Origin of the sequence: Stenotrophomonas sp. ASS1 (assembly GCF_004346925.1) — a bacterium.
GTDB lineage: Bacteria > Pseudomonadota > Gammaproteobacteria > Xanthomonadales > Xanthomonadaceae > Stenotrophomonas > Stenotrophomonas maltophilia_A.
The window spans coordinates 3,307,060-3,326,632 of sequence record NZ_CP031167.1 but is presented as its reverse complement, the minus strand read 5'-3'; the positions used below and the strand labels follow the sequence as shown (position 1 = coordinate 3,326,632).

At 66.9% G+C, this 19,573-nt stretch carries 14 protein-coding genes and 1 riboswitch; of the genes, 8 read left to right on the top strand and 6 right to left on the bottom strand.

Annotated elements, in window-relative coordinates; all coding sequences use genetic code 11:
• Positions 1-34 precede the first annotated feature (34 nt).
• Together MG068_RS15550 and MG068_RS15545 are read left to right on the top strand one after the other, a co-directional pair.
• Positions 35-1,402 (top strand): amino acid permease, encoded by a 1,368-nt coding sequence (locus MG068_RS15550; RefSeq protein ID WP_132810608.1) that lies wholly within the window; start codon positions 35-37, stop codon positions 1,400-1,402.
• A gap of 103 nt (positions 1,403-1,505) precedes the next feature.
• A complete protein-coding gene (locus MG068_RS15545) occupies positions 1,506-1,916 on the top strand; it encodes a VOC family protein (protein ID WP_005410627.1) in 411 nt (136 codons plus the stop codon).
• Between the two features lie 92 nt (positions 1,917-2,008).
• Here the strand turns inward: MG068_RS15545 and gcvP are convergent, their stop codons facing one another.
• The gene (gene gcvP, locus MG068_RS15540; protein ID WP_132810607.1) at positions 2,009-4,876 is read right to left on the bottom strand and encodes an aminomethyl-transferring glycine dehydrogenase; all 2,868 of its coding nucleotides are present in this window, start codon (positions 4,874-4,876) and stop codon (positions 2,009-2,011) included.
• A gap of 62 nt (positions 4,877-4,938) precedes the next feature.
• A riboswitch (glycine riboswitch) is annotated at positions 4,939-5,041 on the bottom strand.
• Positions 5,042-5,340: 299 nt separating this feature from the next.
• Between gcvP and MG068_RS15535 the strand changes: the two genes are divergently transcribed.
• The 3 genes from MG068_RS15535 (at position 5,341) to MG068_RS15525 (ending at position 8,081) form a co-directional block, all read left to right on the top strand.
• A complete protein-coding gene (locus MG068_RS15535) occupies positions 5,341-6,567 on the top strand; it encodes a multidrug effflux MFS transporter (RefSeq protein WP_132810606.1) in 1,227 nt (408 codons plus the stop codon).
• A gap of 141 nt (positions 6,568-6,708) precedes the next feature.
• A complete protein-coding gene (locus tag MG068_RS15530; RefSeq protein WP_132810605.1) occupies positions 6,709-7,605 on the top strand; it encodes a siderophore-interacting protein in 897 nt (298 codons plus the stop codon).
• 83 nt (positions 7,606-7,688) lie between these two features.
• Positions 7,689-8,081, top strand: coding sequence for a hypothetical protein (locus MG068_RS15525; protein WP_008265644.1), 393 nt, complete (start codon positions 7,689-7,691; stop codon positions 8,079-8,081).
• A gap of 295 nt (positions 8,082-8,376) precedes the next feature.
• On the opposite strand, the gene MG068_RS15520 is transcribed toward MG068_RS15525, so the two are convergent.
• From MG068_RS15520 to MG068_RS15500, 4 genes are all read right to left on the bottom strand, one after another.
• A complete protein-coding gene (locus tag MG068_RS15520; protein WP_132810604.1) occupies positions 8,377-10,341 on the bottom strand; it encodes a M2 family metallopeptidase in 1,965 nt (654 codons plus the stop codon).
• A 634-nt stretch (positions 10,342-10,975) separates the two neighbouring features.
• Positions 10,976-12,625, bottom strand: a complete 1,650-nt coding sequence (locus MG068_RS15510; RefSeq protein ID WP_132810603.1) for a phosphoethanolamine transferase — start codon at positions 12,623-12,625, stop codon at positions 10,976-10,978.
• On the bottom strand, positions 12,622-13,389 hold the full coding sequence (locus tag MG068_RS15505) for a phosphatase PAP2 family protein (RefSeq protein WP_132810602.1): 768 nt from the start codon (positions 13,387-13,389) through the stop codon (positions 12,622-12,624). The genes MG068_RS15510 and MG068_RS15505 overlap by 4 nt, the downstream gene beginning before the upstream one ends.
• Positions 13,390-13,500: 111 nt before the next feature.
• Positions 13,501-15,204, bottom strand: a complete 1,704-nt coding sequence (locus tag MG068_RS15500; RefSeq protein ID WP_132810601.1) for an ArnT family glycosyltransferase — start codon at positions 15,202-15,204, stop codon at positions 13,501-13,503.
• Between the two features lie 130 nt (positions 15,205-15,334).
• Here MG068_RS15500 and MG068_RS15495 point away from each other — a divergent pair, with 130 nt between their 5' ends.
• A complete protein-coding gene (locus MG068_RS15495) occupies positions 15,335-16,048 on the top strand; it encodes a response regulator transcription factor (RefSeq protein WP_032129861.1) in 714 nt (237 codons plus the stop codon).
• Positions 16,035-17,321 carry a sensor histidine kinase gene (locus MG068_RS15490; RefSeq protein ID WP_032129860.1) on the top strand — a complete coding sequence of 429 codons (1,287 nt, stop codon included), beginning with the start codon at positions 16,035-16,037 and terminating at the stop codon, positions 17,319-17,321. Before MG068_RS15495 ends, MG068_RS15490 begins: the two co-directional genes overlap by 14 nt.
• 446 nt (positions 17,322-17,767) lie before the next feature.
• Here the strand turns inward: MG068_RS15490 and MG068_RS15485 are convergent, their stop codons facing one another.
• Positions 17,768-18,157 (bottom strand): VOC family protein, encoded by a 390-nt coding sequence (locus tag MG068_RS15485; RefSeq protein ID WP_132810600.1) that lies wholly within the window; start codon positions 18,155-18,157, stop codon positions 17,768-17,770.
• A gap of 133 nt (positions 18,158-18,290) precedes the next feature.
• Between MG068_RS15485 and MG068_RS15480 the strand changes: the two genes are divergently transcribed.
• The gene (locus tag MG068_RS15480; protein ID WP_132810599.1) at positions 18,291-19,541 is read left to right on the top strand and encodes a DUF819 family protein; all 1,251 of its coding nucleotides are present in this window, start codon (positions 18,291-18,293) and stop codon (positions 19,539-19,541) included.
• Positions 19,542-19,573: the final 32 nt, after the last annotated feature.

Below are 19,573 nucleotides of genomic sequence, written 5' to 3'. Positions count from 1 at the left end.
GTGTCGCCCCTGTAGCCCGCCGCCAGCCCCGCCGATGCCCAACTCGATTCCGACCGCTTCGCCGTCCCGCCTCGGACATTCGCTCAAGCCCCGCCAGCTGATCATGATGGGTCTGGGCAGCGCCATCGGCGCCGGCCTGTTCCTCGGCTCGGGCGTGGGTGTACAGGCGGCCGGCCCGGCGGTTCTGGTGTCGTATCTGGTCGCTGGTGCGCTGGTGGTCATCGTGATGAACGCACTGGGCGAGATGGCGGCGGCCAAGCCGACCAGTGGCGCGTTCTCGGTCTACGCCGCTGATGCCATGGGAGCTACCGCCGGCGCCACCGTGGGCTGGCTGTGGTGGGTGCAGCTGGTGATCGTGATCGCCGCCGAAGCCGTCGGCGCGGCCGGGCTTCTTGCCACGGTCTGGCCGGCGATACCGGTACCGATGGCGGCGCTGGCCTTCATGCTGTTCTTCACCGCGATCAATCTGCTCGGGGTGAAGAACTTCGGCGAGTTCGAATTCTGGTTCGCCATCCTCAAGGTGGCGGCGATCCTGGCCTTCATCGCCATCGGTGTGGCGCTGCTGATGGGCTGGCTGCCGCAGGTGACCTCGCCGGGCTTGAGCAACTTCACCGAGCATGGCGGCTTCGCGCCGAAGGGGCTGGCCGGCATCGGCGCGGCGCTGCTGGTTGTCGTTTTTGCCTTTGGCGGCACCGAGATCGTAGCCGTCGCTGCGGCCGAAACCGAAGATCCCGAGCGCAGCATTGCCCGTGCCATCCGCACCGTGGCCTGGCGCATCCTGGTGTTCTACATCGGCTCGCTGAGCGTGATCATCGCCGTGGTGCCGTGGACCAGCGAGGCGCTGAAGTCGCCGTTCGCTGCGGTGCTGGATATTGCCCGCATCCCGGGCGCGGGTACGGCCATCACCCTGATCGCCGTGATCGCGCTGCTGTCGGCGCTCAATGCCAACCTCTACGGCGCCTCGCGCATGATGTATTCGCTGGCGCAGCGCCGCGAAGCGCCGGCCGTGTTGGGCTGGACCGATCCGCGCCAGGTGCCGGTGATCGCCGTGCTGGCCAGCGTGCTGTTCGGTTTCGCCGCCACGGTGATGGAGCTGCTGTTCCCGGACCGGGTGCTGCCGGTGCTGCTGAACATCGTCGGTTCCACCTGCCTGCTGGTGTGGACGCTGTCGCTGGTGTCGCAGCTGGTGCTGCGTCGCCGCGCGGATCGCCTGGGTACCCGCCTGCCGTTCCGCATGGCCGGCTTCCCGTGGCTGACCTGCTGCGCGCTGGCGATCCTGGCACTGATCTTCGGCCTGCTGCTGAGCGAGTCGCACACCCGCCTGCAGTTCCTGTCGATGGTGGCACTGACTGCCACGATCGCCGCCAGCAGCGCCATCGCCCGGCGCATGCGCGAGGCGTGACTGAAGATGCCGGCCAGCGGCCGGCACTACCACGGGGGCTGCACATCCGCCGTGCCATCCTGATCGTGTGGGCCGTCCGCGGCCCGTCGACCAGGAGTACCGCATGCTGCGCAGCCGCCCCTTCCTGATGTTCACCGGCCAGGCCGAAGCGGCCCTGGCTCTGTATGCCGAGGCCTTCGCCGATTTCCGCCTGCTGGCAATGCAGCGCCATCCGGACGGCGCCGGTGCCGGCGTGCCCGGGCAGGTCCGCCAGGCCATCTTCCTGCTCGGTGGAACCCACTACCTGTGCTTCGACAGCCTGGACGTGCACGATTTCACCTTCTCACCGTCGATCTCGCTGTTCGTGGAGTGCTCCGGCGCCGAGCAGTTCGAGCGTGCCGCACGCGTGCTGGGTGAGGGCGGCCATTGGTTGATGCCGGTGGGTGACTACGATTTCAGCAACCGCTACGGCTGGGTGCAGGACCGCTTCGGTGTCTCGTGGCAGTTGAGCCTGGGGCAGATGCCGGATCCGTGATCGGATGTTTGTGGGTGTGGACCTTGGTCCACACGCGCTTATGAAAACGGCCCGCTTGCGCGGGCCGTTCTGTTTACCGATGCAGCGAGGAATCACGCCTCGACTTCATCATCCTTGTAGGCATCGACCGGGATGCAGGCGCACATCACGTTCTTGTCGCCGTACACGTTGTCGACGCGCGCCACCGGCGGCCAGTACTTCTGCAGCTTCAGGCTCGGCAGCGGGAACGCAGCCAGTTCGCGCGGGTAGGCGTGGGTCCACTCGCTGGCGGTCACCGCGGTCGCGGTATGCGGCGCGTTCTTCAGCGGGTTGTCCTCGCGGTCCAGGCGGCCGTCTTCGATCGCGGTGATTTCCTCGCGGATCTGGATCATCGCGTCGATGAAGCGGTCCAGCTCGTGCAGCGATTCGCTCTCGGTCGGCTCGACCATCAGCGTGCCCGCCACCGGGAAGCTCAGGGTCGGGGCGTGGAAGCCGAAGTCGATCAGGCGCTTGGCCACGTCCTCGGCGCCGATGCCGCTGGTCTTCTCCAGCGGGCGCACGTCCAGGATGCACTCGTGTGCCACCAGGCCGTTGCGGCCGGTGTACAGGGTCTTGAAGTGCGGGGCCAGGCGCTTGGCGATGTAGTTGGCGTTGAGCTGCGCGACCTGGGTGGCCTTGCGCAGGCCGTCGCGGCCCATCATCGCGATGTACATCCAGCTGATCGGCAGGATCGAGGCGCTGCCGAAGCTGGCCGCGCTGACCATGCCGACCGGGCCGTTGTCACCCAGCTTGCCCGGCAGGAACGGGGCCAGGTGCTCCTTGACCGCGCACGGGCCGACGCCCGGGCCGCCACCACCGTGCGGGATGCAGAAGGTCTTGTGCAGGTTCAGGTGCGAAACATCCGAACCCCACTTGCCCGGCTTGGCCACGCCGACCAGGGCGTTCATGTTGGCACCGTCGGTGTACACCTGGCCGCCGTGCTTGTGGATGATCTCGCAGATCTCCACCACCTCCTCCTCGAACACGCCGTGCGTGGACGGGTAGGTCATCATGATCGCGGCCAGGCGGTCGCTGTACTTCTCGGCGTTGAGGCGGATGTCCTCGACGTCGACGTTGCCGTTGGCATCGGTCTTGGTCACCACCACCTTCATGCCGCACATCTGTGCCGAGGCCGGGTTGGTGCCGTGCGCCGAGTCCGGAATCAGGCAGATATCGCGATGTTCCTCACCGCGCGAGCGGTGGTAGGCGCGGATCGCCAGCAGGCCGGCGTACTCGCCCTGCGCGCCGGAGTTCGGCTGCAGGCTGACCGCGTCGTAGCCGGTGCATTCCACCAGCATCGCTTCCAGCGTGTCGATCAGTTCCTTGTAGCCCAGCGCCTGGTCGGCCGGCACCAGCGGGTGGATCTGCGAGAACTCCGGCCAGGTCACCGGGATCATCTCGGCGGTGGCGTTGAGCTTCATGGTGCACGAGCCCAGCGGGATCATCGTGCGGTCCATTGCCAGGTCCTTGTCGGCCAGCGAACGCAGGTAGCGCAGCAGCTCGTGCTCGCTGTGGTGGGTGTTGAACACCGGGTGGGTCAGGAACGCGGACTGGCGCAGCAGGCCGGCCGGCAGCGCATCGGCAGTGCTGGCATCCAGTGCGTCGACGTCCAGCGAGGCACCGAACACGGCAGCCACGGCGACGATGTCGGCGCGGGTAGTGGTCTCGTCCAGGCTGATGCCGACCGAGTCGCTGTCGATCGCGCGCAGGTTGTAGCCGGCGGCGCGGGCCTTGGCGTGGATCTCATCGGCGTGCACGCCGGTGACATGCAGGGTGTCGAAGAAGTCGCCACCGACCTGCACGCCTGCATTGCGCAGCGCTGCGGCCAGGATCGAGGCCAGGCGATGGGTCCGGCGGGCAATGCGGGTCAGGCCTTCCGGGCCGTGGTAGACGGCGTACATCGAGGCCATCACCGCCAGCAGCACCTGTGCAGTACAGATGTTGGAGGTGGCCTTCTCGCGGCGGATGTGCTGCTCGCGGGTCTGCAGGGTCAGGCGGTAGGCCGGGTTGCCCTGCGCGTCGATCGAGACGCCGATCAGGCGGCCCGGCATCGAGCGCTTGTAGGCGTCACGGCACGCCATGAAGGCGGCGTGCGGGCCACCGAAGCCGAACGGCACGCCGAAACGCTGGCTGTTGCCGACCACGATGTCCGCGCCCCATTCGCCCGGGGCGGCCAGCAGGGTCAGGGCCAGCAGGTCGGTGGCCACGGCCACCAGGCCGCCGCGTGCGTGCACGGCATCGACCAGCGCCTTGTAGTCGCCGACCTGGCCGAAGGTGTCCGGGTACTGCAGCAGCAGGCCGAAGGCTTCCGCTTCCAGCGCTTCGGCCGGGGTGCCCACGCGCAGCACGATGCCCATCGGTTCGGCACGCGTGCGCAGCAGTTCCAGCGTCTGCGGGTGCACGGCGTCGTGCACGAAGAAGGTGTCCGACTTCGACTTGGCCGAACGCTTGGCCAGGGTCATCGCTTCGGCGGCGGCAGTGGCTTCGTCCAGCAGCGAGGCGTTGGCGATTTCCATGCCGGTGAGGTCGGCGCACAGGGTCTGGAAGTTGATCAGCGCTTCCATGCGGCCCTGCGAGATTTCCGCCTGGTACGGGGTGTAGGCGGTGTACCAGGCCGGGTTTTCCAGGATGTTGCGCAGGATCACGTTCGGCGTGTGGGTACCGTAGTAGCCCTGGCCGATGAAGCTGCGCAGCACGGTGTTCTTGTCGGCGATCGCACGGATCTTCGCCAGTGCCTGCACTTCGGTCATCGACTCCGGCAGCGCCAGCGGCACCGGCGACTTGATCTTGGCCGGTACGATGGCATCGGTCATGCCATCCAGCGACGCGTGGCCGACGACATCGAGCATCTGCGCGATCTCGGCGTCGTTGGGGCCGATGTGGCGCTCGACGAACGCATTGTGGTGCTCGAGCTCACGCAGGGAAGGGGTGTTCTGGGACATGGCGAAGGATCCGTCAGGAAAGGGCACACGCACGGGCACAAGCCGCCGGTCGGCGGTCTGCGGGGCGCCCCTCTGTCCTTTTGCCTGAGAGTTTAAAAGCGCGGCGGACCGCAGCTTCGTGCCCCTTCGGCGCCGGATCGAACCGGTCTCTCCAGAGTTCTGTTACGGGTGGTATCGGGCCTGAGCGATTACGGGCGTTGCGCCTTCGGCAGCGGTGTTCCGCTTCTCCCACCGTGTTGCCCGCTGATTATAGCCCGTTGCGAGCCCGCCGGCCGCCTCCAGGCATGGCCGCCGCGCCTGAATGGCCGATGGCCCGGCCGTGCGTTTTGTGCACAGCTGCATGGCATCGGTCGCAATCCCCACCTATGATGGGCGGATACCCGAATTCATCTGGCGCCGTCCCTGCAGAAGGGGACCGGCGCCCGCCGTGCGTGCCGCGCATGGCCCTGCCGGACGCCTTCCCCATGACCGCCGCTGTTGCTCCCTCCACCCGCCGCATGGCCCTGCTGCTCGCCGGTCTGGCCATGTTCGGTCCGTTCTCGATCGACACCATCTTCCCGGCGTTCCCGCAGCTGGCCCAGCGCTTGGCGGTGGACGAAGTGGCGGTGCAACAGACCATCAGCGTGTACCTGCTGTTCTACGGCCTGATGAGCCTGGCGCACGGCCCGCTGTCCGATGCCTGGGGCCGCAAGCGGGTGATCCTCGGCGGCCTGGTGGTGTTCGTCGGCGCCTCGGTCGGCTGTGCGCTGTCCACTGACCTGACCACGCTGCTGGGCTTCCGCGCACTGCAGGGCCTGTCGGCAGGTGTCGGCATGATCGTCGGCCGAGCGGTGATCCGCGATCTCTACCATGGCCACGACGCGCAGCGCCTGATGAGCCAGGTGTCGATGCTGTTCGGCATCGCCCCGGCCATCGCACCGATCATCGGTGGCTGGATCCTGCTCAGTGGCGCCGGCTGGCCGCTGATCTTCTGGTTCCTGGTGGTGTTCGGGCTGGTCCTGCTGGCGGCCACTGCGCGCTACCTGCCGGAGACCCATCCGGTTGAAGCGCGCGTGCCGTTGTCGCCGCGCACGTTGATGCGTGATTACCTGCGCATCGGCTTCAACCCGCGCTTCCTGCGCCTGGCGCTGGCCGGCAGCATCGGCTTCGGTGGCATCTTCCTGTACATCTCCTCGGCGCCGGTGTTCGTGATGCAGCACCTGCATCTGGGCGAGGGCGGCTTCGCCTGGCTGTTCATCCCCACCATCGGCGGCATGACCACCGGCTCGTACCTGTCTGGGCGCATGGCCGGGCACACCACGCCTACCCGCCAGGTCGCCATCGGTTTCGGCCTGTGCGCGCTGTCGGTGCTGTTGAACGTCGGCTACGTGGCGCTGGCCCCGCAGTTCGTGCTGCCGTGGGCGGTGCTGCCGATCTTCCTGGGCGGCATGGGCATGGCGCTGATCTTCCCGATCCTGGCGCTGGCGGTGCTGGACATGTACCCGCACCAGCGCGGCCTGGCCTCGTCGCTGCAGGCCTTCGTGCAGCTGATGATCAGCACCGTGGTGGCCGGCGTGGTATCGCCGCTGCTGAGCGCCAGCCCGCTGCACCTGGCCTTGGGCCAGGCTGCGTTCTTCGGTGCTGGTTTCGTGTTCTGGTACTGGGAACACCAGCGTGAACGTGCGGCGCAGGCAGTCTGCACGGGTCACTGAGCAGCGTGCAGGGGTAGGGCAGGCCGCGACGCCGGCAGCGCTTGCGACGGGAAACCACCGGACTAGGCTGGGCACTCCAGCCAGCCGGTGCACGGGTGCACGACAGCCAGCCAATCCGATGTCGTTGCATGAGGTTCCCCCATGGCTGCGCAGCAGACCTACCGCCTGTTCGAGGTGGCGCTGAAGGAGCGCCGCGTTCTCTCCCCTTCCCTGGACCGCATGGTGTTCACCGGTGCCGACGTGGCGCGGATGAAAACCGAAGGCCCGGATCAGCGCATCAAGGTGTTCTTCCCCTTGCCCGGCCAGGAGGTGCCGCAGGTCCCCAGCGGTGACGACTGGTACCCACGCTATCGGGCGCTGCCGGACGATCAGCGCCCGCCGATGCGCACCTACACCATCCGCCAGCTGCGTGCGGAGCAGGGCGAGGTCGATGTCGATTTCGTCATCCACGGGGTGACCGGACCCGCTTCGCGCTGGGCCATGCATGCACGGCCGGGCGATCGCGTGGTGCTGCTGGCCCCCGACGCCGACTGTGCCGAGAGCAGCGAAGGCTGGGAGTGGAAGCCACCGGCCGGTGTCGGCCAGGTACTGCTGGTGGCCGATGAAACGGCGTTACCTGCGGTGGCGGGCATCCTCGAAGAGCTGGCGGCCATGCCTGATCCGCCGCGCACGCTGGCGTTGCTGGAAGTGGCCCAGGCCGGCGATGCGGTGCCGTTGAAAGCGCCGGGCACCGCCGAGCTGGTGTGGTTGCCGCGTGGGCAGGCCGCCTATGGCCAGCCGCTGCTGCAGGCGGTCCAGGAACGGCTGTCAGCGACCTCGAGCGTGCCTGCTGGCGATGCGCTGGAGGAGATCGACGTCGATACGCAGATCCTCTGGGAGCAGGCCGACACCTGCGTGGCCGGGCCGCTGTACGCCTGGGTGGCGGGCGAGGCGGGGGCGGTGATGGCGATCCGCCGCCATCTGGTGCGTGACTGCGGGCTGGACCGTCGCGCGATCACCTTCATGGGCTACTGGCGGCACGGCAAGGTGCTGGACTGACCATGCTGGATCGAGCACGCGTGAAGCAGCGCTGCGGGCGGGGTGCGCTATCCTTGCGCCCCCCTTCGCAGCGGTACCGCACCATGTCCACCAGCTCCAAGACCCGCCGCGACCAGCGCCGTCGCCAGGAAAAGCAGGCCGCCAACAAGGCCGCCGCGCAGGCATCGCCGGTGGAACCGCATGCCGAGCTGCGCGATGCGCAGCGCACCCTGCTGGCCGGTGTCGTGCGCCGTGACGGCGAATGGGTGCTGGGCATGGACGGCCGCATCGCTGGCCACAGCGAGAGCGCTGCGCAGGTGCTGGCGCTGATCATGCAGGCCGGTGAACTGCACGAGCGCAACGGCACGCCGGTGCGCCTGATGTACTCCGATGCGCTGCGCGATGCCGCGCAGGCCGAAGCGAAGGAGAAGGGCCAGACCTTCGAGGAATTCAAGGCCGAGCTGGCTGCGGCGATGGCGGCGAAGAAGAACAGCTGACAGGCTTTTCGGTAGAGCCGGCCGCTGGCCGGCTGCCCGTTGGGTCTTCATCGCGTGGTTGCCGGCCAGCGGCCGGCACTACCGGAAAGGGGCGGATCCTCGCGGACCCGCCCCTTTTCTCATTTCGCCGCCGGGGCCGCGTTGGCCTGCCAGCCGCACATCTGGCCTTCGTTTGATTGCTGTTTCGGTAGAGCCGGCCGCTGGCCGGCTGCCAGACAGATGTCCACCGTGCAGTTGCCGGCCAGCGGCCGGCACTACCGGAAAGGGGCGGATCCTCGCGGACCCGCCCCTTTTCTCAATTCGCCGCCGGGGCCGCGTTGGCCTGCCAGCCGCACATCTGGCCTTCGTTCTGCTGCTTCAGCCACTCGTTGACCGGGGTGAAGTACTCGATCATCGGGCCGGCATCGAGCTTGTCGGTACCGGTCAGCTCCTTCAGCGTGGCCTGCCACGGCTGGCTGGCACCCTTGCTCAGCATCGCCCAGTACTTCTGGCCGGCTTCCTTGTTGCCGTAGAAGGTGCACTCATGCAGCGGGCCCTTGTAGCCGGACGCGTCGCACAGGCCCTTGTAGAACTGGAACTGCAGGATGCGCGCCAGGAAGTAGCGGGTGTACGGGGTGTTGCCCGGCACGTGGTACTTCGCGCCCGGATCGAAGAATTCTTCGCCACGGGTGCTGGCCGGTGCCACGCCCTGGTACTTGGCCTTCAGGTCCCACCATGCCTTGTTGTAGTTGTCGGCGGTGATCGAACCGTCGAACACGCCCCAGCGCCAGCGGTCGATCATCAGCCCGAACGGCAGGAACGACACGCCCGACAGTGCCATGCGCATCTGGTTGTTGATGACCGCCTCGCGGCTTTCGGTCGGCGCATCGACCAGGCCGATCGAGCTGAGGTACTTGGGCGTCATCGCCAGCACGATGGTGTCGCCGATCGCCTCATGGAAGCCATCGTTGGCACCGCCCTGGAACAGCGGCGGAAGCGGGTTGTAGGCCAGGTCGTAATAGATGTGGCCCAGCTCGTGGTAGATGGTGGTGAAGTTCTCTTCGTTCGGCTTGATGCACATCTTGGTGCGCACGTCGCCTTCCATGTTCATGTCCCAGGCGCTGGCGTGGCAGACCACGTCGCGATCGTCGGGCTTGATGAACTGGGTCTTTTCCCAGTACGACTGCGGCAGCGACGGCATGCCCAGCGACACGTAGAAGTCCTGTGCGCGCTCGGTCATCTGCTTGGCGGTACGCAGTTCGGCCTCGCGCTGTGCCTTGTACTGCGCCGCTACGTTGGCGTCCTTGCCGGCCTTGGCCAGCGCTGCGCTCAGGTTGGTCTGGTACTGCTTTTCCAGCGCCGCGGTGATGTCCAGGCTGCCGGCACCCGGGTACGGTTCCAGCTGGTCCCACAGGTTCGACCAGTCCTGCTGCCACATGTTGCCGAGCAGGTGCGCGGCGATCAGGCCGTTGCCCACTTCGGCCTTGTCCTTGCCGTAGGTCTTGTCCAGCTTGCCGCGTGCATAGCAGTGCAGCTGCTCGTACATCGGCTTGACCTGCTCCCACAGGCGATCGGTTTCCGGGCCGATCTGCTCCGGCGGCATGTCGTAGCCGCTGCGCCACATCTGGCCGGCATCGGTGAAGCCCATGCCCTTGGCGCCTTCATTCACCAGGCCGACGAACTTCTGGTAGTCGCCGCGCATGCTCCTGGTGGTGCTGTGCCAGCCCTGCCAGGCGTCGAGCTGCTTGTCGTAGTCGCGGCTGCGTGCCAGCACCTGCTCCAGCTCGCCCAGCTGGCGGCAGGAGTTGGGATCGTTGGCATCGGTGCAGTACTTGCCGGCACCGTAGCTGCCTTCCATGCGGGTGGCGATCTGGGTCAGCTCGGCCAGCTTGGCCGGGTCACGCGGTGCCGGCATCGAGGACATCAGCTTCAGCAGGTGGATCGCGCGCTTGCTGTCCTCGCTCATCGGCTTGCCGTCGAACTTGGCGGCCTGTTCGATCCAGCTGTTGAGCTGGGTCAGCGAGCGCTCGTTGGCCTTGGCCGCGATGCGTTCCGAATCACTGTTGATGTACGTGGAGGACAGCCACTGCGCCGAGGTCATCTCCGGGTAGGCGGCCTTGAACTCGGTATTGATGCGGGCCACGAACTGGTCGGCGGTTTCGCCGGCCGGGGCGCTGCTGCTGGCGGTATCGGTGCCTGGGGCAGCTTCCTTCTTGCAGGCGGCCAGGGCCAGCGTGGCGGCGGCGATTGCCGAGGCCAGCAGGAGATGACGGTGTTTCACGGGAGGTCCTTGGGTGGTGAACGACGGCCGAAGGCTAGTGGGCCGTCGCTGCCACCGCAAGTGGCGGAAGTCGGTTGGGTTCGGCAGGGCTGCGCCCTGCACCTGCCGAAGCCTTCAAGCAACGTCAACGTCAGAAGCGGGTATTCCGTGGTTTGGCGGGGCGGTGTCGGAGTGCGGGGACGCCGCAAGTACGTCCCTGTAGGCTTGGCAGCCGCATCCATGCGGCTGACACCCCGCACTCCGACACCGATCCATGCGGCTGACACCCCGCACTCCGACACCGCCCCACCTCCGACAGATTCCGTGTGCTGTGGGTAGGTGTCGACCTTGGTCGACACATCTGTCAGATATCGAAATGAATCTGGGGTCAGATCCGGTTTCCTCCGGAAAACGGATCTGACCCCAAGGCCGTTCCATCAGATCGCGGAAAACTGTCGAAGGCGGGGTGGGTCCGGTGGCGGGGGTGTCAGCCGCATGGATGCGGCTGCCAAGCCTCCAGGGACGGATTCACGGCGTCCCCCGCCACCGGACCCACCCCGCCATCCCACGGAATGCACGCTGTTGCTGCTGCTTCGGCCGTTGCGGTTGCGGTTGCCTCTGCAGGTGCAGGGCTGCAAGCCCTGCCGAACAACCCTCAACCCTCGCAGTTGGCGAACACGTCGCGGTCGCGCTCGTACAGCGAGGTCTTCACCTGCATCAGGCCCAGCACCGACGGGAACAGGTTGTCATGGTCGGTGTAGGCCGCCGAACGCTTGCGCACGCACTGCAGGTCCAGCCCGCGGCTGCTGGCGAAGCCCTGCGAGAACCACATCGTCATCGGTACCCGGGTCTGCTCGGCCGGCGCGATGGCGTAGGGCACGCCATGCAGGAACAGGCCCTTCTCGCCCAGCGACTCGCCGTGGTCGGACAGGTAGAGCATCGCCGTGTCGTAGTCCTGCATGCCCTGCAGCGTACCGATGGTCTTGGTCAGGAAGTGATCGGTGTACAGCACGGCATTGTCGTAACTGTTGGTGATCTCTTCGCGCGAGCAGCGGCCGATGTCGCGGGTATCGCAGGTGGGGGTGAAGCGGCGGAACGCGGGCGGGTAGCGCTCGAAGTAGGCCGGGCCGTGGTTGCCCAGCTGATGCAGCACCACGACGCGGTCGCCCGGCTTTGCACGTACCTGGGTGGCCAGGTCCTGCAGCAGGATTTCATCCATGCAGCGGCCGTCAGCGCACAGGCCCGGGGTGGTCGCATCGGATAATGACTGGAAGTCCAGGCCTTCGCACACGCCCTTGCAGCCGGACTGGTTGTCACGCCACAGCGGCGTAATACCGGCACGGTTCAATACGTGCAGCAACGACTGGTGCGCGCGGATCTTCTTCTCGTCGTAGTCGTGACGACCCCATGGCGAGAACAGGCACGGCAGCGAAACCTCGGTGCTGGTGCCGCACGAGTGCATGTCCGGGAAATTGATCACGCTGGCCTGCGCCAGTTCCGGGGTGGTGTTGCGGCCACCGTTGAGCCCCCAGTTCTGCGCGCGCACGGTCTCGCCCATGACGATCACCAGCAGGCGCGGCTTGCTGGCCGGCGCGCGCGGGGTGGCCTTGGCATCGGTGCCGATCGGCAGCTTCGGCGCGCGCTGCACCGGGTTGTCACCGCGCAGTGCACGCGGCATGCCCAGCAGCACGTTGGCCGGTGTCGCGAGGTAGCGCACTTCGCGCTGGTTGCGCATCAGTGCCGAGACATCCTGGAACGAGATCAATGCGCCGCCCACCGCGGTCACTGCCGCCACGACCAGGAAGCCGACGCGCCAGAGCAGGCTGCGGCCCCAGCTGCGGCGGCGCAGCTGCACGCGCCACAGCACCGCCATCGGCAGCACTGCCAGCAACAGCACCGGCCACACCAGCGATATGGTCATCAGCTCGCGGCTTTCCTTGGGATCGGTCGCCAGCACGTTGCGCAGCATGTCCGCATCCAGGTAGATGTGGTAGCGGCTCATGTAATGCGCAGCGAATGCGGTCACCAGCAGCAACAGGCTGATCACCACCTTGGCGTTCCAGCGCCAGACCAGGATGCCCAGCAGCACGCCGTGCGCACCGAGCAGCAACAGCAGCAGCGACAGCGCGTAGCGCAGGCTGCCCGGATGGCTGGCCATCGCGCTGTGCCAGAACAGGCCATTGCCGGCCACTGCGAAGAACAGGCTGGTCAGTGTGATCAGTGCTTCGGTGGACAGCTGCGGCCGCCAGCGGCGAAGGTTCGCCAACGCGGGAAGGCGGGCGGGGCGTTGGACCGATGCACTCATGCGTTTGCCTCCTGGCAGTGGGGACGGTCCAGCTGACGGCGGGCCAGGACGCGTTTGACGATCAGATACAGGCCCAGCGAAAGCAGCCAGCAGATCAACGCAGTAGCAACGTCATGCGAAAGGAAATGCGCGCCCCGCAGTTGCTGGCTCACGCCGAATACCAGGCCGGTGCCAAGGCCGATCCACAACCCGGCCCAGCGCCATGAAGGGCGCCACAGCAAGGCGAAAAAGTACAGGGACAACCATGCATAGCCCGCGCTGGCGTGGCCGGCCGGGAAGCAGGCCTGTGCGGCCATACCTGCGGGGCGTGCCGTGAAAAGCCCGATGAACGGCTGGTGGCCACCGTAGCGCAGCAGGTCCCAGGGGCATTCCATCGGCACCAGCGACTTCAGCAGGGAGATCACACCCGTGCCCAGGGCCATGGCAATCACGACATAAAGCAGCGCCCACCGCAGGGTGCGATCGCGACCCTTTCGCCAGTGGTGGAAGCACAGCAGGATCGCCACGAGCGCAGCAGCCGTGCTCAGCCACTTGCCGGCCTTGTGCACCACTGTGCGGGTGACCCAGGCGTCCTGTAGCGCCCAATGGCCACCCTCAAGGCGGAACAGGTGATCGGCGACCCATTGGTCGCCGCCGAAACCCATCAGCAGCGTAAACACGGACAGACCGATTGCGACAGGCAGCCAGAGGTGAGTTACGGCGAATTTTGACGCCAGTGGCGATGTCGCAAGCGGCGCTACCGAATCAAGGGGACGGACGGGCATGCTGGGAAAGGGCGGGTCGGGAATCCGCGGCCATGCTCGTCACTTGGATGTCGGAGAAGGGTCGGACGCTCGTTCGTGCCGGGTTAATGCTTGCCCGGCACGGGTCAGCGTTCAGTCTTCTTCAGCGGTCGCGCCGGCCCGTTCGGCGTGGCATTCCGCGTCCCACGCGGTACCGGGAAGCAGTTGCCAGCGATTCCTGTTGGCAATACCGATATCGATCACCTTGCTCGGGTCCACGCACGGGCTCATCGCATCGTCCAGCACCAGCAGCCAGCGCTTGCCCGGTGCCTCGGCCAGCCACGGGCCGGCGTCGTGCCACTGCTCGGCCCAGGGCCGCTTGAAGCCGAACTCGCGCACCGGCCGGTCGGCCTGCAACAGGTTCTGCTCGCGCCAGGCCACCAGCGCCAGTTCGGCGTCGGGTCCGATTCGCGCGCCCACGCGGCGCATGAGTGCCGACGCCGAAGCGAAGGGGTCCAGTGCAGGCATCAGCACCAGGCCGTAGAGCATCCACAGCATGCCGTGGGTCAGCAGTACCAGCGTCGCGGCACGGCGTACCCGCAGCCACACGATCAGCGTGGCCAGGGCAATGGCGAAGGTCAGCAGGCCATCGCCGAGCACCGGCAGCAACGTCTCGGGCATGGCGCGGCGTTGCAGTTGCGCCAACGCCCATGGGTGCTCGGTCATCAGCATCACGCCGAGTATGCCGGTGGCCAGCATCAGCACCACGCTGTAGCCGAACAGGTAGCGGCGCACGCACACGCGGCGCAGCAGGCCGGGCAGCAGCGGCGCCACGGCCAGTGCCATCGCCGGCAGCATCGGCAGCAGGTACACCTCGCGCTTGCCCGGGCTGGCACTGAAGAACACCAGTACCAGTACGGCCCAGCCCAGCAGCAGCCACTGGCGGCGATCGCCACGACGGATGCGGCGCCACCACGGCTTGAACAGCATCGGCAGCAGCAGGCTGCCCGGCAGCCACAGGGTCAGGATCACCTGCAGGTAGTACCAGGCCGGCTGCCGGTGGTGCCAGGCATTGGCGTAGCGGGTGCCGGTCTGCTTGAACAACAGCTCGTGCGCGTAGGCCTGCAGTTCGGCGCTGGGCGTATGCAGCAGGGCCCAGCCCAGCGGCGCCAGCCACACGCCCACGCCCAGCAGGAACGCCGGGATCAACCACAGCAGCGTTGCCGGGTGCGGACCCTCCACACGGTGCCCGCGACGGCGCTGGTACAGCCACCAGCCGAACCAGGGCAGCACCAGCAGCAGCGGCAGGAAACCCACGCCCTTGGTCACCGTGCCGACACCGGCGGCGAAACCGGCCAGCCACAGCGCGGGCAGGTTGCGACGTTCGCACAGGTGCCGCATCAAGCCCCACAGGGCGACGGTGGTCATCCCCACCAGCACCATGTCGATCTGCGCACGCTTGGCCATCAGCCCGAACTGCAGGGTGCAGAACAGCGCCGCGAGGGCATAGATGGAATGCCGCGGCGACCACAGCCGCCGTGCCAGATCCGACACCAGCCACAGACTCAGCAGGGCGCCCAGCAATGACGGCAGCAGGAACGACCATTGCCAGCTGCCGACCACCTCGTAGGCGGCCGCCTGCAGCCACATGAACACCGGTGGTTTCTCGGCATACAGCTCGCTGCCACGATGCGGCAGCAGCCATTGCCCGCTCTCGACCATGGTCCGTGCGGCCAGCACGAAGCGCGGCTCGTCCGGTGGCTGCGGCTGCCGAAGGCCGATGCCCGCTGCCAATGCAGCAATGATCAGCAGCCACAACAGGGGCAGTCGCCAACGGCGGGGCAGGGCTACGGGCACGGCAGGCTCCGGGAGCAAAACGGCCATTCTGAGGTGGCAGGGGTGGGAAAAGCGTCAGAAGGGGGCGGGACGACCGCATTCCGACATGGGCGGCGCTACCATGGTACGAACTTCCGTGGATGTTTCGTGCATGCGTCTGTTGGTGATCGAGGACAACCGCCAGCTGGTGGCCAACCTGTTCGACTATTTCGAGTCGCGCGGGCATGTGCTGGACGTGGCCCCGGATGGCATCACCGGCCTGCACCTGGCCGGCAGCCACCCCTACGATGCGGTGATCCTGGACTGGATGCTGCCGCGCATGGAGGGACCGGAAGTGCTGCGCCGGCTGCGTGCCGAACACGCGTCGGAGGTGCCGGTGATCATGCTGACCGCGCGCGATGAACTGCCGGACAAGATCGCCGGCTTCCGCGCCGGTGCCGACGACTACCTGACCAAGCCGTTCGCCCTGCCCGAGCTGGAGGTGCGGCTGGAAGCGCTGCTGCTGCGTGCGCAGGGCCGCAACCCGCGCAAGCGCCTGCAGGTGGGCGACCTGGTGCTGGACCTGGCGACGCTGGAGGCGCAGCGTGAGGGCCAGGTGCTGCACCTGTACCCGGCCTGCCGCAAACTGCTGGAAGTGCTGATGCGGGCCAGCCCGGGTGCGGTGACGCGACAGCAGCTGGAGTTCGCCCTGTGGGGTGACGAGCCGCCGGATGGCGACCTGCTGCGTTCGCATGTCTACGAGTTGCGTCGCAGCGTTGACGGTCCGTTTGCCGAGAAGCTGATCCACACCCTGCCGCGCGTGGGTTACCGGTTGGCGGTAGTGGAGGGTGCCGACGCCGGCAGGAATGCTGATGAGGGCGCGTAAGCCGGGGCCGTTGTACCGGCGCGTGGTGTGGTGGTTGCTGGGCTATCTGGCGCTGCTGTCGATCGCGGTGTTCAGCGTCGGCAACTACGTGCACGAGCACGCCGAGCATGCCGCCTGGCGCGCGCTGCTCAACTCCGAGCTCGACAGCATCGTCGAGCATGTCGAGCACGAACCGCACTATCGCTGGCAGGATTCGGACACGCTGAGCCTGTACCGCTTCGACGCGGTCAACCTTCCCGATAGCCTGCGTACCCTGCATCCAGGGCTGCACGACGGCGTAATGGTCAAGGGCCGCGAGACGGCGGTGATGGTGCGTGAAACCCAGTCGATGGGACGGGTCGCGCTGGTACTGGACATCTCCGACTTCCATGACCTGGAACAGTTCGCCACGCGCTGGGTGATGCTGGCCGGGGTGATCATGATCTTCGTTACCGTGCTGATGGCTTCGTTCGGCATGGAGCGGATGGTGCGTCCGCTGAGCCTGCTGGCACAACACATCGCCGCGCTCAGGCCGGGCGTGCAGGGGCAGCGCATCGAGGTCGACCCGCGCGGCAGCTCAGAGCTGCACACCATTGCCAATGCGCTGAACGATTACCTGGACCGCAACGAGCAGTTCGTCGAACGCGAGCGGGTCTTCATCAGCACCGCCAGCCACGAATTGCGCACGCCGATTGCGGTGATGACCGGTGCCGCCGAACTGGCGCTGGAGCAACCGGGCCTGCCCGAGCGTGCGCGCCAGCAGATGCAACGGGTACTGCGCACCGCACAGAGCGTGGAGCAGCTGATCGAACTGCTGCTGGTGCTGGCGCGTGATCCGGCGCGACTGGCGGCGCGTGCCGAGCGCATCGCGCTGGACCAGCTGCTGCCGGAGATCGTCGACGACCATCGCCACCTGCTGGGCGACAAGGACCTGAGCATCGGCATCCAGGCCGCACCGGTGGACATCGTCGCGCCGCTGGCGGTGGTGCAGGCAGCGATCGGCAACCTGCTGCGCAACGCCATCGAGAACAGTGGCCGTGGCCACATCGAATTGCGCCTGAGTTCATCGGCGGTGCTGACCCTGCAGGACCCGGGACATGGCATGAGCCCGGAAGAGATCGCGGCGATCCATGCGCGGATGGCCCGTGGCGAACGCGCCGATCGTGGCGGCGGCATCGGACTGGATCTGATCGCGCGGCTGTGCGAGCACCTGGGATGGACCCTGCAGTTGCAGCCCTGCGAGCCGCGTGGCACACGTGTCACGCTCGATTTCAGTGCCTCGCGACCGCGCTGATCCGGCCGTTCGTGTAGATGCCAACCTTGGTTGGCATGCCGTTCGTCGACCAAGGTCGACGCCTACCCAGGCGGTGGCTGTCCGTGTTCTGGTAGGTGCCAGCCCTGGTTGGCATGCCTCGGCGGTGGCTGTCCGTGTCCTGGTAGATGCCAACCTTGGTTGGCATGCCCCGGCGGTGGCTGGCCGTGCTCTGGTAGATGCCAACCTTGGTTGGCATGCCGTTCGTCGACCAAGGTCGACGCCTACCCAGGCGGTGGCTGTCCGTGTTCTGGTAGGTGCCAGCCCTGGTTGGCATGCCCCGGCGGTGGCTGTCCGTGTCCTGGTAGATGCCAGCCCTGGTTGGCATGCCCTGGCGGTGGCTGGCCGTGCTCTGGTAGATGCCAACCTTGGTTGGCATGCCGTTCGTCGACCAAGGTCGACGCCCACCCAGGCAATGGCTGTCCGCTTCAACGCCCGTTCGGTCGCGCCACGTGCTGGTCGATCAGGATCACGTTGCCGTCGGGATCGGCCAACTGCAGATAGCCCCTACCCTGGCCATCAGGATCGGTGCGGACCGCCAGTTCGATGCCCCTGGCATCCAGCTCTGCCTGCAGCTCACGCACATCCTGGAAGTGGGGCAGTTCCTGCTTGTGCTGGTCCCAGCCGGGGTTGAAGGTCAGCAGGTTGCCCTCGAACATGCCCTGGAACAGCCCGATCACCGTGCCGTTGCTGCGCATCACCAGCCAGTTCTGTGCCGGATCGCCGCCGGTGACCGAGAAGCCCAGGGCTTCGTAGAAGGCACGGGAGGCCGCGAGATCCTTCACCGAGAGGCTGACCGAAAAGGCACCAAGCTGCATGGGTGGGCTCCCTGACGGGATGGGGGGTGTCGGCACTGCAGCATGACCGGGCGTGAAGACAATGTTAATCTCGATCTGCGCCGCCTTATGCGGCGCTTTTTTTTCTCCGCTCTTTCGATCGACAGAGGATCCCATGCCGACCGAACCCGCTACTGCCCTGATCAGCAACGACATCGTTGGACTGGGCCTGATTGCCGCCACCCTGGCCCTGATCTTCTGGGCCGCCAGTGGTCCAACCCCGCTGCTGAAGAAGATCTTCGCCTGGGTGCCGGCCCTGCTGCTGTGCTATTTCATCCCCGCCGTCTACAACACCGCCGGTGTCATCGATGGCCACAACACCTCGCTGTACAACCCGGTCGCGCGTGACGTGCTGCTGCCGGCCGCGCTGGTCCTGCTGACCCTGTCGATCGACCTGAAAGGCGTCATCAAGCTCGGCCCGAAACTGCTGATCGTGTTCTGTGCCGGTACCGCCGGCATCATGCTCGGCGCCATCGTTTCGTTCCAGCTGATGAAGCTGATCCATCCGGAAACCGTGGCGGGTGATACCTGGGCCGGCATGGCGGCGCTGGCCGGCAGCTGGATCGGTGGCGGCGCCAACATGGTCGCCATGCGCGAAGTGTTCGGCACCGATGCCACCACCTTCGGCCAGTTCGCGGTGGTTGACGTGGCCTGTGCCAGTCTGTGGATGGCGATCCTGCTGTTCCTGGCCAACCGCGCACAGCAGATCGACACCCGCAATGGTGCCGACACCCGTGCCATCGACGAGATGAAGGCGCGCATCAGTGCCTACGAGGCACAGAACGCACGCATTCCCAGCATGACCGACCTGATGGTGATCGTTGGCGTGGCCTTGGGTGGCGTCGGCCTGGCCCACGCCATCGCCGCGCCGCTGTCGGGCTGGTTCAAGGCCAACGTCAGCTGGGCCAGCCAGTTCAGCCTGGACAGCCAGTTCGTCTGGGTGATCCTGCTGTCCACGGCGATGGGCCTGGGCCTGAGCTTCACCCGTGCGCGCCGGCTGGAAGCGGCCGGTGCGTCGCGGCTGGGCACGGTGTTCCTGTACTTCCTGATCGCCTGCATCGGCATGCAGATGAACCTGCTGTCGCTGCTGGATCGGCCGTGGCTGTTCCTGCTCGGCGCGATCTGGATGGCCACGCACGTGCTGGTGCTGTGGGTGGTGGCCAAGCTGCTGCGCGCGCCGCTGTTCTTCTTCGCCATTGGTTCGCAGGGCAACATCGGCGCAGCCGCTTCGGCCCCTGTGGTGGCGGCGGCGTTCCATCCGACGCTGGCGCCGGTGGGCGTGCTGCTGGGTACGGTGGGTTATGCCACCGGCACGGGCCTGGCCTACGTCACCGGCCTGATCCTGAAGTGGATGGCCACCGGCTGAGTCCGGGCCGCCCCGGCGTCATGCCTGCGTAG

Coding starts and splice junctions, on each gene's coding strand:
- MG068_RS15550 (WP_132810608.1), top strand. CDS start 35: ATGCCCAACTCGATTCCGACCGCTTCGCCGTCCCGCCTCGGACATTCG.
- MG068_RS15545 (WP_005410627.1), top strand. CDS start 1,506: ATGCTGCGCAGCCGCCCCTTCCTGATGTTCACCGGCCAGGCCGAAGCG.
- gcvP (WP_132810607.1), bottom strand. CDS start 4,876: ATGTCCCAGAACACCCCTTCCCTGCGTGAGCTCGAGCACCACAATGCG.
- MG068_RS15535 (WP_132810606.1), top strand. CDS start 5,341: ATGACCGCCGCTGTTGCTCCCTCCACCCGCCGCATGGCCCTGCTGCTC.
- MG068_RS15530 (WP_132810605.1), top strand. CDS start 6,709: ATGGCTGCGCAGCAGACCTACCGCCTGTTCGAGGTGGCGCTGAAGGAG.
- MG068_RS15525 (WP_008265644.1), top strand. CDS start 7,689: ATGTCCACCAGCTCCAAGACCCGCCGCGACCAGCGCCGTCGCCAGGAA.
- MG068_RS15510 (WP_132810603.1), bottom strand. CDS start 12,625: ATGAGTGCATCGGTCCAACGCCCCGCCCGCCTTCCCGCGTTGGCGAAC.
- MG068_RS15505 (WP_132810602.1), bottom strand. CDS start 13,389: ATGCCCGTCCGTCCCCTTGATTCGGTAGCGCCGCTTGCGACATCGCCA.
- MG068_RS15495 (WP_032129861.1), top strand. CDS start 15,335: ATGCGTCTGTTGGTGATCGAGGACAACCGCCAGCTGGTGGCCAACCTG.
- MG068_RS15490 (WP_032129860.1), top strand. CDS start 16,035: ATGAGGGCGCGTAAGCCGGGGCCGTTGTACCGGCGCGTGGTGTGGTGG.
- MG068_RS15485 (WP_132810600.1), bottom strand. CDS start 18,157: ATGCAGCTTGGTGCCTTTTCGGTCAGCCTCTCGGTGAAGGATCTCGCG.
- MG068_RS15480 (WP_132810599.1), top strand. CDS start 18,291: ATGCCGACCGAACCCGCTACTGCCCTGATCAGCAACGACATCGTTGGA.